The 13,963-nt window shown below is 66.5% G+C and carries 13 protein-coding genes; 3 read left to right on the top strand and 10 right to left on the bottom strand.

Annotated features, from left to right (window positions below; genetic code table 11):
• Nucleotides 1-12 precede the first annotated feature (12 nt).
• Nucleotides 13-408, top strand: a complete 396-nt coding sequence (locus tag AHIS1636_RS17385; protein ID WP_264797104.1) for a universal stress protein — start codon at nt 13-15, stop codon at nt 406-408.
• A gap of 11 nt (nt 409-419) precedes the next feature.
• Here AHIS1636_RS17385 and AHIS1636_RS17380 read toward each other — a convergent pair whose 3' ends face one another.
• From AHIS1636_RS17380 to AHIS1636_RS17350, 7 genes are all read right to left on the bottom strand, one after another.
• Nucleotides 420-1,151: an alpha/beta fold hydrolase gene (locus tag AHIS1636_RS17380; protein ID WP_264797103.1), complete on the bottom strand. Its 732-nt coding sequence runs from the start codon at nt 1,149-1,151 to the stop codon at nt 420-422.
• A gap of 101 nt (nt 1,152-1,252) precedes the next feature.
• Nucleotides 1,253-2,605: an MFS transporter gene (locus tag AHIS1636_RS17375; RefSeq protein WP_264797102.1), complete on the bottom strand. Its 1,353-nt coding sequence runs from the start codon at nt 2,603-2,605 to the stop codon at nt 1,253-1,255.
• Nucleotides 2,606-2,715: 110 nt separating this feature from the next.
• Nucleotides 2,716-5,115 (bottom strand): bifunctional salicylyl-CoA 5-hydroxylase/oxidoreductase, encoded by a 2,400-nt coding sequence (locus AHIS1636_RS17370; RefSeq protein ID WP_264797101.1) that lies wholly within the window; start codon nt 5,113-5,115, stop codon nt 2,716-2,718.
• Between the two features lie 13 nt (nt 5,116-5,128).
• Nucleotides 5,129-6,784, bottom strand: a complete 1,656-nt coding sequence (locus AHIS1636_RS17365) for an AMP-binding protein (protein WP_264797100.1) — start codon at nt 6,782-6,784, stop codon at nt 5,129-5,131.
• Nucleotides 6,785-6,862: 78 nt separating this feature from the next.
• Nucleotides 6,863-7,735, bottom strand: a complete 873-nt coding sequence (locus tag AHIS1636_RS17360; RefSeq protein ID WP_264797177.1) for an acyl-CoA thioesterase — start codon at nt 7,733-7,735, stop codon at nt 6,863-6,865.
• 2 nt (nt 7,736-7,737) lie between these two features.
• A complete protein-coding gene (locus AHIS1636_RS17355; RefSeq protein ID WP_264797099.1) occupies nt 7,738-8,220 on the bottom strand; it encodes a cupin domain-containing protein in 483 nt (160 codons plus the stop codon).
• A gap of 13 nt (nt 8,221-8,233) precedes the next feature.
• A complete protein-coding gene (locus tag AHIS1636_RS17350; protein ID WP_264797098.1) occupies nt 8,234-9,091 on the bottom strand; it encodes a fumarylacetoacetate hydrolase family protein in 858 nt (285 codons plus the stop codon).
• Between the two features lie 141 nt (nt 9,092-9,232).
• On the opposite strand from AHIS1636_RS17350, the gene AHIS1636_RS17345 reads away from it, so the two are divergent.
• On the top strand, nt 9,233-9,649 hold the full coding sequence (locus AHIS1636_RS17345) for a RidA family protein (protein WP_264797097.1): 417 nt from the start codon (nt 9,233-9,235) through the stop codon (nt 9,647-9,649).
• A gap of 71 nt (nt 9,650-9,720) precedes the next feature.
• Here AHIS1636_RS17345 and AHIS1636_RS17340 read toward each other — a convergent pair whose 3' ends face one another.
• From AHIS1636_RS17340 to AHIS1636_RS17330, 3 genes are all read right to left on the bottom strand, one after another.
• The gene (locus AHIS1636_RS17340) at nt 9,721-10,596 is read right to left on the bottom strand and encodes a PaaX family transcriptional regulator (RefSeq protein ID WP_264797096.1); all 876 of its coding nucleotides are present in this window, start codon (nt 10,594-10,596) and stop codon (nt 9,721-9,723) included.
• Nucleotides 10,597-10,598: 2 nt separating this feature from the next.
• The gene (locus tag AHIS1636_RS17335) at nt 10,599-12,344 is read right to left on the bottom strand and encodes a thiamine pyrophosphate-binding protein (RefSeq protein WP_264797095.1); all 1,746 of its coding nucleotides are present in this window, start codon (nt 12,342-12,344) and stop codon (nt 10,599-10,601) included.
• 71 nt (nt 12,345-12,415) lie between these two features.
• Complete coding sequence (locus AHIS1636_RS17330) at nt 12,416-12,865, bottom strand: acyl-CoA thioesterase (RefSeq protein WP_264797094.1); 450 nt, start codon at nt 12,863-12,865, stop codon at nt 12,416-12,418.
• A 211-nt stretch (nt 12,866-13,076) separates the two neighbouring features.
• Here AHIS1636_RS17330 and AHIS1636_RS17325 point away from each other — a divergent pair, with 211 nt between their 5' ends.
• Nucleotides 13,077-13,892, top strand: coding sequence for a cyclase family protein (locus AHIS1636_RS17325; RefSeq protein ID WP_264797093.1), 816 nt, complete (start codon nt 13,077-13,079; stop codon nt 13,890-13,892).
• Nucleotides 13,893-13,963: the final 71 nt, after the last annotated feature.

The raw sequence follows: 13,963 nt of genomic DNA, 5'->3' as shown, positions 1-13,963 counted from the left end.
GAGAGGATCACCATGAGCGTTGCCGTGGGCTTTGTCCCGACCGACGAGGGCCGCGCCGCCCTGGCCGCAGCCATCGACGAGGCCGTCCTGCGCGGCACCGACCTGCGTATCCTCGGCCCGGGTTCAGCCGACAACACCGAGCAGGCCCAGGCCGAACTGGCCGGCCTGCTGGAGCGCGCCCAGGCCGCCGGCATTCCGACGAAGGTGCGCCACATGGTCGGCAATGACGACCCGGGAGACCTGATCGTCGACGTTTCCTATGAGGATGACGTCGAACTCGTCGTCATCGGCGTCCGCCGCCGCTCCCGCGTGGGAAAGCTGATCCTCGGCAGCACCGCCCAGCGCGTGATCCTCGAGGCCGGCTGCGCGGTGCACGCGGTCAAGCCGCTGGTCGGCCCCCGGAACTGACCGCCGCAGGCTCAGCCGGTCCGGCCGGCAGTCCGTTCCACCGCAGTCCGCTCCACCGCCGCCAGGATCGCCTGGCCGAGCTCGGCCGGCTTGGTGAACTGCGGCCAGTGCCCGGTCGGCAGGTCGACATACTCGACGTCCCGGATGCGGGCCAGCTCCGAAACGAACGGGTGCCCGGCGTCGATCCATTCGCGCAGCAGTGACGAGGGAAACTCGCAGGCGATAATCGTGGCGGGAACCTCGAAGCGACGCTCATCGCTAAGCCGCATCTTGTCATAGGCGACCCCCTTCGGCTGCGGGATGGCCCGGGCACGGAACATCGCCCGCAGCTCCTCGTCCAAGTCCACCAGGTCGCCGTCCTCGAAGCCCTCCCACGGCGGCAGCGGCACCTCGTCTCCCTCCGCCGGCAGTTCGTCATTGATCACGCCGCCCTCCGCCAGCGGCCCGGCGTCCACGTAGATGCAGCGCGCCACCGAATCCGGCCGCGCATCCGCCGCCCCGTAGATAATGGCGCCCCCGCCCGAGTGCCCCACCAGGACCACCCGTCCGCCGATCCGGTCCACTTCCTTGACGACGGCGTCGATATGGTCCCGCAGTCCGATCCCCTTCCGCGGCGCTTCCCGCGATTCCAGGCCGGGCAGGGTCAGCGGGTGCACCCGGTGCCCGGCGACCGTCAAGGGCGGCGTCACCTCCGACCATGACGAAGCATCCAGCCAGAACCCGGGAACAAGGATGATCTCCATGCGCCATAGAGTACCGCCGCGCTTCGGGAAGTAGGAGATGCAGACGCGCAAGGCGCCGCCCCTCTGCCAGGACGGCGCCTTGCGCTAGCTGGACGCACAGCTCAGCGGGAGGCGATGTCGACCGTTTCGTCGCCTGACGTCTGATCCGTCGTCGTCACAGCCCTGCGCTTCGGAATCAGGGCGACCGCAACGGCCGCCAACCCCGCAATTCCGGCAAAAATCATGAAGTTCCATTCGAAGGGCAATTCCGCGCTTCCGATCCACCCACCGATTAGTGGCCCGGAGATTGCTCCGATCCGTGCGAAGCTGAGAGCCCAACCGGTCGCCGTAGCCCGGATGTTGGCGGGGTAGTAGTCAGCGATGTACCCCGTGAGCACCAGCGAAGTTGAGATGGAACCAATGCCCGCGAACGCTACAAACAGCAGATTGACGACCATGCTGCCGGGGAACATGAGGAGCAGGATTCCCACGCCGCCAAGCAGGTAGAACACCACGAGAATGAGCTTCTGCCCATACTTGTCCGCAGCCCGGCCCAAGGCCAGCCCTCCGGCTGCAGAGGCAAGGCTGAACACGAGGAGGAAGGCCAAAGAGGAACCCAGGTCGTAACCTGCGGACTTCATGATGGACGGCAGCCAGGTATTCAACCCGTAGACCAGGACCATGCCGCAGAACAGGGAAATCCAGAAAAAGACCGTAGAGCGCAGGTACCGGGGCGAGAACATTGTCGTGATCGTCCGCCACCAAGGTTCGGCGGCGCCTCCTGCTGGTTTCGAGGCAACGGCCGGAACGTACGGGGCGATGCCCAACCGGGTTGCCAGTCGGTCGGCGTCGTCGCGCTTGCCCTTCGACTCCAGATAGTCCAGGGACTCCGGCAGCATCTTGGCTATGAACGGCAGCAAGACAACCGGCAGCGCCCCGATCGCAATGACCCACCGCCACCCGGCCACGGGCAGCAGGAACAGCGCCACCAAGGCCGCGGCTACGATGCCCAGCGAGTAACCGGAGTACATGACACCGTAGTTGTAGGAGCGTTTGTTCGGAGCCGAGTATTCGATGGTCAAGGCGGCCGCCACCGGGATCACGCCGCCCATGCCGAGCCCGCCCAGGAGGCGGAACAGGCCGAACAATTCCGGCGTCGGCGCCATTGCCGCCCCTAATTGCGTCAGCGTGAAGATCAGCATCGAGAGGAGCAGCATCCTCTTGCGCCCGTAAAGGTCGCTGAGCGTGCCGATGAACAGGGCTCCGAAAAGCATGCCTACCAACGCGTAGGCACCGAGTCCGCCGAGCTCCAGCGGACTCAGGTCCCAGGCACGGTACTCGGCCAGGGCGGGGAGGACGGCGCCGAGCACGCCGACGTCGTAGCCTTCGGCCAGGATGGCCAGCCAGCAGCAGAAAAGAACCAGCCGCGTGGTGCGCGGCGGGATATTCCAGGTGTTTACGGCAGCAGTTGCCACATGGATCTCATTTCGTCATTGGAGTGAGCAGGTGGTGCTAGGCAGGATGGCGGGAGGCAGTGTGAGCTGCCTCCCGCCTGGAACGCAGGTGAACCGCTTTCCGGCCAAGATTACTTGGCCAGCGCCGGCTCGCCGTGCCGGGGTGCCGTGGTCGGCTTCCACCGCAGATGGCTGGGCGATTGTTCGTCCTCGGTGTCGCGCAGCAGCGACAGCCGGGGCCGGACCGCGTCGGTGCGGGAGCTCGGCGGCTTACGCCGGCCGGCCCGGAACTGCGGAATCCACTCGGCGCCCTGGCCTTTGTATTCCTGCTCGGCGGCGGCGTGCAGGGTCCACTGCGGGTTGTACAGGTGGGTGCGGCCAAGGGCAATCAGGTCGGCGCGGCCCGCCAGGAGGATCGAGTTGGCGTCGTCGTAGGAGGAAATGGCTCCGACGGCGATGACGGCGATTCCTGCTGGTTCGGCTACTTCCTGCCGGATGCGGTCGGCGTACGGGGTCTGGTAGCTGCGCCCGTACGCCGGCGCTTCTTCCTTGCCGATCTGGCCGGTGGAGACATCGATCCCGTCGGCGCCGTGGGCGGCGAACGCCCTGGCGATTTCCACGGCGTCATCCAGGGTATTGCCGCCCTCGATCCAGTCCGTCGCCGAGATCCGTACGGTCAGCGGCTTTTCCGCGGGCCAGGCTTCGCGGACGGCGTCGAAGACGTCGAGGGGGAAGCGCAGCCGGTTCTGCAGGGAGCCTCCGAATTCGTCGGTTCGCTTGTTGGCGATCGGCGAGAGGAAGGAGGAGAGCAGGTAGCCGTGCGCGGCATGGACCTCGAGCAGGTCGAAGCCCGCTTCCGCGGCGCGCCGGGTGGCAGCCACGAAGTCGGCTTTCACCTTATGCATCCCGGCACGGTCGATCTCCCGCGGTGTCTGGCTGCCCGGGCCGTATGGCAGGGCCGAAGGTCCGACCGCTTCCCAGTTGCCGGATTCCAGCGGCTCGTCGATCCCTTCCCACATCAGGCGGGTCGAGGCCTTGCGGCCGGCGTGGCCGAGCTGGACGCCGATTTTCGCGCTCGACTGCCCGTGGACAAAGCCGACAATGTCCCTCCAGTTGTCCTTCTGGACGTCGTTGTACAGCCCGGTGCAGCCGGGAGTGATGCGCCCTTCTTCGGAGACACAGACCATCTCGGTCATCACCAGGCCGGCGCCGCCGAGCGCCTTGCTGCCAAGGTGCACCTTGTGGAAATCCCCGGGTACGCCGTCCACCGCGGAATACATGTCCATGGGCGAGACGATGATCCGGTTCTTCAGCTCCAGGCCGCCGATCGTGTAGGGCTGGAACATCGCCGGCGCCACCTGCTGCAGGCCCTGGGACTGGGCGAAGTGCCGCTCCACCAGCTCGGCGAATTCGGGATCACGCAGCCGCAGGTTGTCCTGGGTGATGCGCCGGCTGCGCGTGAGCAGGTTGAACGCGAACTGGGTCGGGTGCTGGTCCTTGTACTGACCGATCCGCTCGAACCATTCCAGCGACGCCTGGGCGGCACGCTGGGTCGATTCGACCACCGGGCGCCGCTCAAGTTCATAGGCGGCGAGCGCAGATTCCAGGTCCTGCTGCTCGTGCAGGCACGCGGCGAGGGCGAGCGCGTCCTCCATGGCCAGTTTGGTTCCCGAGCCGATGGAGAAGTGCGCGGTGTGCGCCGCGTCGCCGAGCAGCACGACATTGCCGTGCCGCCAGTTGCGGTTGCGCACCGTGGTGAAGTTCAGCCACTTGGAGTTGTTGGCCAGCACCTGGTACCCGTCGAGTTCTTCGGCGAAGATTCCGCGGATCTTCGCGATGGCCTTCTCGTCGGAGACCCCGGGCGGGAAGACGCTGTCGGCGGTTTCGTCGAAGCCGGCCGCACGCCAAACATCCTCGTGCATTTCCACGATGAAGGTTGAGCCGGCATCCGAGTACGGGTAGCCGTGGATCTGCATGACGCCGAACTCCGTCTCCTTGACGAAGAACTTGAAGGCTTCGAATACCTGGTTGGTGCCCAGCCACATGAACTTGTTCGGACGCGGATCAAGGTCCGGCCCGAAGGACTCGGCGTACTTCGCGCGGATCTGCGAGTTGATTCCGTCCGAGGCCAGCACCAGGTCGTATCCGGCCTCGAGTTCCTCCACCGGCGGAGCGATGGTCGAAAAGCGCAGGTCCACCCCGAGTTCGGTGCAGCGGCGCTGCAGCAGTTCGAGCAGTTCCTTGCGGCTCATCGCGGCGAAGCCCTGCCCGCCGACGGTGATGGTCTCGTTCTTGAAATGGATGTCGATGTCCGACCAGCGGGCGAAGCGGCGGCTCATGTAGTCGGCCACGACCGCGTCTGCGTTCCCGATCCCGCCGAGGGTTTCATCGGAAAACACGACGCCGAAACCGAACGTGTCGCTGGCCGCGTTGCGTTCCCATACGGTCACCTCGTGGGCCGGATCCAGCTGCTTCATCAGCGCGCCGAAGTACAGGCCGCCGGGTCCTCCACCAACGATTGCAATCTTCATGTCCGTAGTCCTTTCAGCGGCCCTGGCCGGCGCCGGCTAATTCTGCAGATTCGTCCCCGAGCGCGTCGCGCAGCCTGAAGTGCTGCAGTTTGCCGCTGGGGTTGCGGGGCAGTTCGGTCACGAACCGCACGTCCCGCGGATACTTGTAGGGCGCAATGGTCGCCTTGACGAAGTCCTGGATCTCCTTGCGCTTGGCATCGTCCGGCTGCACGCCCTCGCGCAGCACAATAAACGCGCACACAACGCTCCCGCGCTCCGGATCCGGCCGGCCGACCACGGCATTTTCAACGACGTCCGGATGCTGATCGATCGCCGCCTCCACCTCGGGGGCACCGATGTTGTATCCCGAGGAGATGATCATGTTGTCCGAGCGTGCCTGGTAGTAGAAGTACCCGTCCTCGTCGCGCACGAAGGTATCCCCGGTGATGTTCCAACCGTCGTGGACATAGTTCAGTTGGCGGTCATCGTCCAGGTAGCGGCAGCCGGTAGGGCCGATCACGGCCAGCCGCCCCGGCTCGTTCGGGCCGGCTTCGTTGCCGTCCGCGTCCAGGACCGTGGCCCGGAAGCCGGGCACCGCCACGCCGGTGGCGCCGGGGCGGATGTCCTCGCCGGCGGCCGAGATAAAGACGTGCAGCATTTCCGTGGCCCCGATTCCGTTGACCAGCGTGAGCCCGGTGGCCGACTGCACGGCTTCCCATGTTTCCTTGGGCAGGTGTTCGCCGGCGGACACAGCCAGACGCAGGCCTTTGAGCAGGTCGGCCCCGCCGTCCTTGAGGATGGCACGGTAGGCCGTCGGTGCGGTGAAGAGCACGGTCGCTCCGGCTGCGGCGGCGTGGCGGGCCAGCTCCATTGGGGTCGCCCGTTCGGTCAGCAGCGCGGAGGCACCGAACCGCAGCGGGAAGACCACCAGACCGCCCAGCCCGAAAGTGAAGGCCAGCGGCGGCGAGCCTGCGAAGACGTCGTCGGCCGTCGGCTTCAAAATGTGGCGGGCGAAGGTGTCCGCGTTGGCGAGTATGTCGCGGTGGAAGTGCATGGTGATCTTGGGCGTGCCGGTGGTGCCCGAGGTAGGTCCCAGCAGCGCGACATCGTCGGCGGCTGTGGCGACGTTGTCGAACGCCCCGCTCTTGGACGCACAGCGGGCGGTGAGGTCGCCGTCGTCGTTAGCTCCATAGGTAAGGACGACGGTGTCCGCACCCAGCGCATGCGGCAGTTCGGCTGCGAAACGGTGGTCCGAAATGGCCGCGACCGGGCGGGTCAGTTCGCAGATCTTGGCGACTTCGCTGGCGCGCAGCACGGGCATGGTGGTGACGACGACGGCGCCGGCCTTGAGTACGCCGAGCCAAGCTGCCACGAGCCAGGGGTTGTTCGGTCCGCGCAGGAGAACCCGGTTGCCAGGCACGACGCCGAGGTCCTCGGCCAGGACCTGGGCGACCTGGTTGGCGCGCTGCTGCAGTTCGCCGTACGTCCAGGTTTCCCCATCGGGCGTGTGCAGGGCCGGACGCTCCGGGCCGAAGGTTGCCACGGCGTCGTCGATGAGGACCGCCGCGGCGTTGAGGCGGTCCGGATACTGCAGTTCGGGGAGGGTGAATTCAAGCACTGGCCACTGCTCGGCCGGCGGGAGGTGGTCGCGCGTGAACGAGTCCACATGTGCTGACGGGGACAGTTCCATGGCGTTCCTTTCAGTGGGATGGATGTGAGGGCCGCGGAGCCTGGGTGGCATCGCCGATGGTAGGGATGCCGCCGGGGCTCAGCGTGCGGCGCGGATCATGCCTTCTTGGGCAACGGTGGCCAGCAGGCGGCCCGAGCGGTCGAAGAACCGGCCGGTGGCCAGCCCCCGGTTGCGTTGTCCGGAAACAGCTTCCTGGGCGTAGAGCACCCAATCGTCTGCGCGGCCCTCGCGGTGGAACCACATCGAGTGGTCCAGGCTTGCGGTGACTAGGCCGGGTTCTGCCCAGTAGTGGCCATGTGCCCGCAGGATCGGCTCCAGAATGGTGTAGTCGCAGACGTAGGCCAGCGCCGTGCGGTGCAGGTCGGCTCCGTCGGGCAGCTGGTCGAACGCCTTGACCCAGACGGCCTGCTGCGGGACCTGTTCGCCCTCGACCTCCACGTACACGGGGCCGGGAACATGGCGCATGTCGAAGCTGCGGCCCGTGGACCAGTAGGCTGCGGCGTCGCCCTCGATGCCGTACAGTGCTTCAGCGGCGCTCCGCAGCGACTCCGGTTCCACTGCCGCCGGCATCTCCGGCTGGAATTCCGGCCCCTCCTCGGGCACGTGGAAGGAGCCCATCGCGGCGAACACGGTCTTGCCGCCCTGGTAGCCGCGCACGCTGCGGGTGGAATAGCCGCGGCCGTCCCGCAGGTTCTCCACCTCGTAGCGGACCACGGCGCCGATATCGACCGGGCGCATGAAGTAGCTGTGCATGGAATGCAACTGGCGGTCCGTGCCGACGGAGCGCATCATGGCCGCCGCGGACTGGGCCACCATGTCGCCGCCGTAGGCCTTGGGCCACGGGACGTATTGCGTCGTGGCTTCGTAGGCCTCGTCGAAGACTTGCGGCTCAACGGCTTCCAAATCGACGGCGCGCAGGAAGGTTTCGGCAGTCAAGGTGCCTGTTGCTATGTTCATGCCCGCCGGTATCCTTCCAGCGATTCGTCCGCTACGTCCTCAAGGTTGACCACAATGTTCTCCGGCGTACGGGCCGTCAGCCACACCAGCTCTTCGGTGACCGACATGTTCGCCTCAACGTGCGGCATGAACGGCGGCACGAACACCCAGTCGCCGGTCTTCATATCGATGAACTCGGAGTAGTCCTCGCCGAAGTAGATCCGGCCGTGGCCGCGCAGCACGTAGCCCCCCGTTTCAGCCTCGCCATGGTGGTGCGGCAGGGAACGGTACCCAGGGACGTTGGAGACCTGGCCGAACCAGATCTTGGTCGCCGGCGTGTGCTGGATACTGACGCCGGACACCCGTACGCAGTCCCCGGACTGGGCGGTGTTTGTGTCCTCGCTGCCCCCGCGGGTTACTACGGGCACGACCTTGCCGTCAGCACCGGCGTAGATCGAGTTGTCTCCCTCGGTGCGGTATTCGGTAGCTGTCTCGCTCATGTCCTGCTCCTTCTCAGTTGTTCAGTGCCAGTTGACGGATCCGGACACGGTTTTCCAGCCGGCCAATCCCGTCGATTTCGGTCGTGATCGTGTCGCCGTCCTGCAGGAAGCGCGGCGGTGTCATGCCCATTCCCACTCCGCCCGGCGTCCCGGTCAGGACCAGGTCCCCCGGGCGCAATGTGGTGAATTGCGAGATGTAGGACAGCAGCCGCGCCGGACCGAAGACGAGCGTCCGCGTGTGTCCCCGCTGGACGAGTTCGCCGTTGACGTAGCCGCGCACCTCGAAGCCGCTGCCGTCGAACTCGTCAGCCGTGGCCAGCACCGGCCCCACCGGGGTGCTGGCGTCAAAGGCTTTGCCCTGGAACCACTGCAGGGTCCGGTTCTGCCAGTCCCTCATGGAGAGGTCGTTGGCCACCGTGTAGCCGGCTATCGCCGCGGCCGCCTGGGATTCATCGGCACGGGTGAGCGTCGCCCCTACCACCACGGCCAGCTCGGATTCCCAGTCCACCCTGTCGCTGCCGTGCACGTCGAGCTCGTCCGACGGACCGGCCAGTGTGTCGGCGAACTTGGCGAACAACGTCGGGTACTCCGGCAGTTCCCGCCCCATCTCCTGGATGTGGTCTCCGTAGTTCAGTCCGCAGCAAATGACTTTGCCGGCATGCGGCAGCAGCGGCGCCAGCTGCGATCCGGAAACCTGCACGACGGCGGATGCGGGTGCCGTGCGCACCGCTTCCTCCGTGCGCACCCGCCAAGCCGGGGCCGCGATCAAGGCGCCGACATCACTAGCGGGCAGCGGCAGGTAGGTCTCCGCGCCCGTCAGGACCGCCGCCGTCGTTGTTGCTGCGCCGGTGCGCAGAGTGGCTAGTTTCACGCTGTTGATCTCCTCCGGGTTTCGATGTGTCGACTTTTTTACGGCCGTCACATATGCTCAACGTAGCACGGTCGAAAGGATCTGCACAGAGGTTTTTTCGGAATTTTGTGAAATCGGACACACCGAGCCAAGGGAGCAGCAATGAGCAACCAGACCGCAGTAGCCAACCGCACCATCAACCCCGAGTCACTGCCCAAGCCCTCGGGCTACGCCCACGGCATCCTGGCAGGCAACACGGTCTACCTCGGCGGACAAACCGCACTGGACAAGGACATGAACATCGTCCCCGGCGGCATCGTGGAGCAGTTCAAGCAGGCCTTCTCCAACGTCCTGGCCACCTTGGAAGAGGCCGGCGGCCGCCCCGAGGACCTCGTCAGCGTGACCATTTACCTCACGGACGTGGACGATTACATGGCCAACGGCCGAGAGATCGGCAAGCTCTGGCGCCAGATGGCCGGCACCGAGTACCCCGCCATGGCGGGGATCGGCGTCAGCCGACTCTGGCAGAAGGAAGCCCTGATCGAGATCCAGGGCGTCGCGGTGATCCAGGACCGCTAAGTAACCGCCCAGGCCGACAGCGGCCCGGCCGGCATGTTGCCGGCCGGGCCGCTGTCGTTTGCCTGGCGAAGCTAGGCCGCCTCGGCTTTGGTGACCAGCGACATGGCGTGGACTTCGGCCAAGGGCGCGATCAGGTCATGGGTCCCGAAGAAGATGCGCCGTGCCTCGGGCCCCTGCCAGCCCTCGGGCAGATATTCGAGCGGCAGACCGGGGTCGCGGTAGGGCAGGCGCCGCCACAGCGTGAGCATGGGAACGTAGTACCGGAAGGCGTCGCGGCGCAGCTGCGCCGTAGATTGCGCCAGGGCCGCCTCCGGGTCTTGGCCCAGCACGCCTGACCAATCATCCAGCGCGGTCTGGTAGTACTCCATGAATTCAGCGATTTGGCTGCCCAGCGCGTCCAGGTCCCACCACTGTGCAACCCGCTGGCGCATGTCCCCCTCGGCGGCGTAATCGCCGGTGAAGAACTCGACGTAATCGGCCAGCCCGCGGGAAGAAAGCCGCCGCTTCGCACCTTCACGCACATCCGCCGGTGCGATCCACACGCCTGCTGCCATGGACCCGAAGCCCAGGCGCGTCAGTTCCGTCCGGAGCTGGTGCCGCCGGTCCCGCATCGACTCCGGAACGGAGAATATCGCCAGCATCCACTGGCCTCCGGGGGCTCCCCGATAGGGCGCGAAGATGCGCTCATCGCCCTCGTTGACCATTTCCAGCGAGCGCGGCGACAACTCGTATTTCGCCACCCCGCCCGACTTGACGCTGTTGAGGACGCCCTTGGCCTTCAGCCTCGACACAGCCGAACGGACACCAGGAGCATCATGGCCGAGGTCTCCGAGCATGTCGATCAGGACCGAGACCGGCAATGGCCCGCCGCCGCGCCGCCCGTACAGGCCATAAATAGTCAGGATCAGCTGCTGATGCTGCAGCGGAGGAGCGGGAATGTCGATCATTTTCAGTGGCCCTTGAAAGCTTCGGCGAGCCACCAGGCGCCGCCGTCGGATGCGATCCGCGCGTCGATGACCAGCGGCTTCTCCCGAGGCCCGCTAACCCAGCCGGCCACGGCGGCCAGATCCTCTTCGGTGCGCACGGTGACCGCTTCGGCGCCGTAGCCCCGCGCGATCGACGCGATGTCCGTCTGCGGGAACTTCACGACCTGCAGGTCCTCTTCGTCGGCGTCGAAGTGGTGTACTTCGGCGCCGTACGCGGAGTCGTTGTACACAATTGCCACCAGCGGGATCTGCTCCCGCACCGCGGTCTCCAGCTCCGAGATCGACATCAGGAATCCACCGTCGCCTGCACCGAGCACGGGCAGGCGGTCCGGCCGGGCTATCGCCGCGCCGAGCGCCGTGTACAGGCCCAGCCCGATCGACTGGAAAGCCTGCGTGAAGCAGAATCCATACTCGTCCGGCACTGACAGGTACGCGCTCGGATATCCCATGAAGTTTCCGGAGTCCACCGACACGATCCGCCCCATCGGCAGGATTTTGTCCAGCTCACGGCTCAGGACCCGCGGGTCGATTGCTTCCCCGGTCGAAAGGTCCGTGGTTTCCACGTCATTCCACCGGGACTCAGCCACAATGCGCGCCGCTGTCTCCGGCGTGCGCAGCCCCGAGGCCCGGTGCACTGCCGACTGCAGCTCCTCCAGGACGGCTGCCGCAGTCTCGGCGCAGTCGCCCAGCACGCCGAGGTCAACCGGCCGGTTGGCGCCGAGCGCGGCGTCCTCGACGTCGACCTGCACTACCTTCGCGTCCGCGCTAATCAGGGAGCCATGCCGCATCGTCCACATGTTCAGCGCGCACCCCCAGCCGACGACCAAGTCGGCGTCCGCAATCGTTGCGGCGGTGAAGGGCGAGGAAAAGCCGCCGGATATGCCGAGGTTGAAAGGGTCGCCGTTAAACAGTCCGTGTGCGACGGCGGAGGTCGCCACCAGCGCGCCGCTCGCCTCGGCCAGCGCGGCTATTTCCTCGCCGGCTCCGCGGGCTCCGCGACCGGCCACGAACACTGGCCGCTGCGCTGCGCGAATCAACCCCGCGAGCCGCGCTACGGCGTCGGCGTTCGGCCGCACCGTCTGCGGTGCCTCCAAGCGACCAATGACGGCCGAGGTTCCTTCCGGGACCGGCGCGGCCTGGATATCCGTTGGCAGTGAGAGCACCACGGTCCGCCGCTCGTTCACGGCGGTGCGGTAGGCCCGCACGGTGTCCGCCACCGCGCTGTGCGGCGAATGGATGCGCTCGGCTACCGCCCCGATACTGCGCGCCAGGCCGTCCTGGTCGATCTTGAAATTCGACCGAATGGCGGAGGCAGCGGTATCCGCCGTCAGTACGATCATCGGCGTGCGGCTCTTGGCCGCCTCCCCGATCCCAGTGGCCGCGTTCGTCAGGCCGCAGCCCTGATGGGTGGAGACGACGCCGACCTTGCCGGACATCCGCCCGTACGCGTCGGCCATGGTCGCCGCACCGCCCTCGTGCCGGGCAGCGGTGAACGGCACCCCGTGCCGCCGCAAGGCGTTAGTCACCACGAAGTTCCCGCTGCCGACGACGCCGAAGACGTGGCCAACCCCGAGCTGCGCCAGGGTGTAACCGACGAGTTCCGCAACGTTGGCGGCCGGGCGGGGCTCCGGGCGGGAGTGCAGAGCCCCTTCGGCAGCTCCGGTCGCGGCTGCGCCGCTCTGCGCGGCTTGGGTGCTGGTAGCAGTCATGAAAGCCTCCTCCTGGGAAAGCGTCTGGAAAACAGTCTGAATCGTCTGTCGACGTGGAACCTGTGGCCCGTTCAGGCCGGGACGGAAGTTCCGCGGGCGAGAGCGGCACGGATGTGTTCCGGCCAGGGCGCTGCCCGGTCGGCACCCTCGGGGACGTAGGCCGTAGTGAAGGTGCCGTACGCCGCGAGCCCGCCGGACGACTTTTCGTGCGGCTGGCCATGCACCTCGAAGGCGAAGGTCAGCGAGGTCCGGCCCACGTTCCGGACATGCAGGGTTGCCGTGACGCGCTGGCCGAACCACAGTTTTGCCTGATAGTTGATGACCTGCTGGACCCGAGGAGCGCAGGGAAAATAGTCCGGCAAGTCCAACCTGCGGAACAGCTCGGCCTCGGCCGCCTCGACCCAGCGCATGATCGCTGAGTTGTGCTGGTGCCCCGCAGCATCGGTATCGGCCCACTCGACGGTCCGCTCGATGCTGGCCCCGGTGCACTCCGCCTGCTGCTCATTCACCTGCGCGTCCATGGTTTCTCCTCTCCCGGGGGCATCCTCCCCGTTCGGGGAAGCCTTCCGGGTTCTGGCTACCATCGTATGTCGAAAAATTGACGATCGTCTAGCCGGAGCAATAGAAGTCGTGCGGGAACCTGGAAACGGCCGCACTTCGGTGATAGACATGGACGACCGCCGTCGCTCTGTGACCGGGGCCATGCCATCCCACGATCCGAAAGCTGGATGAATGTCTTCCGAAACCACCAATACCGTATCCCACCGTACCGGCGGCCCTCTGGTCGGTCTCCTCGACGCTCTGGCGGGCCATGACGTCGAAATCGTCGACCTCACTAACCGCCTCAGCCATGAGACCCCGACACTCCGGCTACCGGAGCCGTTCGCGAACCTCATCGATTTCAGCCTGGAGACCGTGAGCGAGTACGACGAGCCGGGTCCGTTCTGGAAGCACCAGAATATCCACACCGGCGAACATATCGGCACGCACATCGATGCCCCCATCCACTGGGTGACCGGGCGTCACAGCCACGACGTAGCGGACATTCCGCTCCCCCGCCTCATCGGCCCCGCCGTCGTCCTCGATTTCACGGCCGAAGCCGCCGCCGACCCGGACTTCCTGCTCGAGGTCGAACACATCCAGGCCTGGGAAGAACAGCATGGGCCCCTGCCCGAAGGCGGCTGGGTGTTGTACCGCACCGGTTGGGACGCCTTCGCCCGGGACCGCGAAAGGTTCCTCAACGCTGACGAGTCCGGCTCCCACACTCCCGGGGCCTCGGCCGCATGCGCCCAGTGGCTCTCGCGGACCGGCATTGCAGGTTTCGGAGTCGAGACCGTGGGAATCGACGCCGGCAAGGCAGGGACGCTGGAGCCGATCTTCCCCATGCATTACTACCTGCTCGGTGCGGACAAGTACGGCCTAACCTCCCTGCAGAACCTCGCCCAGCTGCCTCCGCGCGGGGCGATGCTGATCGTGGCTCCGCTGCCGATTGTTGGCGGAACCGGCAGCCCCGCGAGGGTGCTCGCCCTCGTGCCGCGCAGTTCCTGAGCCTGTCTGACCCAGAGCGCAGAAGGACCGGCGTCGTAACGACGCCGGTCCTTCTGTTGTCCGCGAAACCC

It is taken from the genome of Arthrobacter mangrovi (genome assembly GCF_026011795.1).
GTDB lineage: Bacteria > Actinomycetota > Actinomycetes > Actinomycetales > Micrococcaceae > Crystallibacter > Crystallibacter mangrovi.
This window is presented reverse-complemented; position numbering and strand designations above follow the sequence as displayed.

What these genes read in the sequence shown, in the direction of transcription:
- AHIS1636_RS17385 (WP_264797104.1), top strand. Translation starts at nt 13, where the DNA reads ATGAGCGTTGCCGTGGGCTTTGTCCCGACCGACGAGGGCCGCGCCGCC.
- AHIS1636_RS17380 (WP_264797103.1), bottom strand. Translation starts at nt 1,151, where the DNA reads ATGGAGATCATCCTTGTTCCCGGGTTCTGGCTGGATGCTTCGTCATGG.
- AHIS1636_RS17370 (WP_264797101.1), bottom strand. Translation starts at nt 5,115, where the DNA reads ATGAAGATTGCAATCGTTGGTGGAGGACCCGGCGGCCTGTACTTCGGC.
- AHIS1636_RS17365 (WP_264797100.1), bottom strand. Translation starts at nt 6,784, where the DNA reads ATGGAACTGTCCCCGTCAGCACATGTGGACTCGTTCACGCGCGACCAC.
- AHIS1636_RS17355 (WP_264797099.1), bottom strand. Translation starts at nt 8,220, where the DNA reads ATGAGCGAGACAGCTACCGAATACCGCACCGAGGGAGACAACTCGATC.
- AHIS1636_RS17345 (WP_264797097.1), top strand. Translation starts at nt 9,233, where the DNA reads ATGAGCAACCAGACCGCAGTAGCCAACCGCACCATCAACCCCGAGTCA.
- AHIS1636_RS17340 (WP_264797096.1), bottom strand. Translation starts at nt 10,596, where the DNA reads ATGATCGACATTCCCGCTCCTCCGCTGCAGCATCAGCAGCTGATCCTG.
- AHIS1636_RS17335 (WP_264797095.1), bottom strand. Translation starts at nt 12,344, where the DNA reads ATGACTGCTACCAGCACCCAAGCCGCGCAGAGCGGCGCAGCCGCGACC.
- AHIS1636_RS17330 (WP_264797094.1), bottom strand. Translation starts at nt 12,865, where the DNA reads ATGGACGCGCAGGTGAATGAGCAGCAGGCGGAGTGCACCGGGGCCAGC.
- AHIS1636_RS17325 (WP_264797093.1), top strand. Translation starts at nt 13,077, where the DNA reads ATGTCTTCCGAAACCACCAATACCGTATCCCACCGTACCGGCGGCCCT.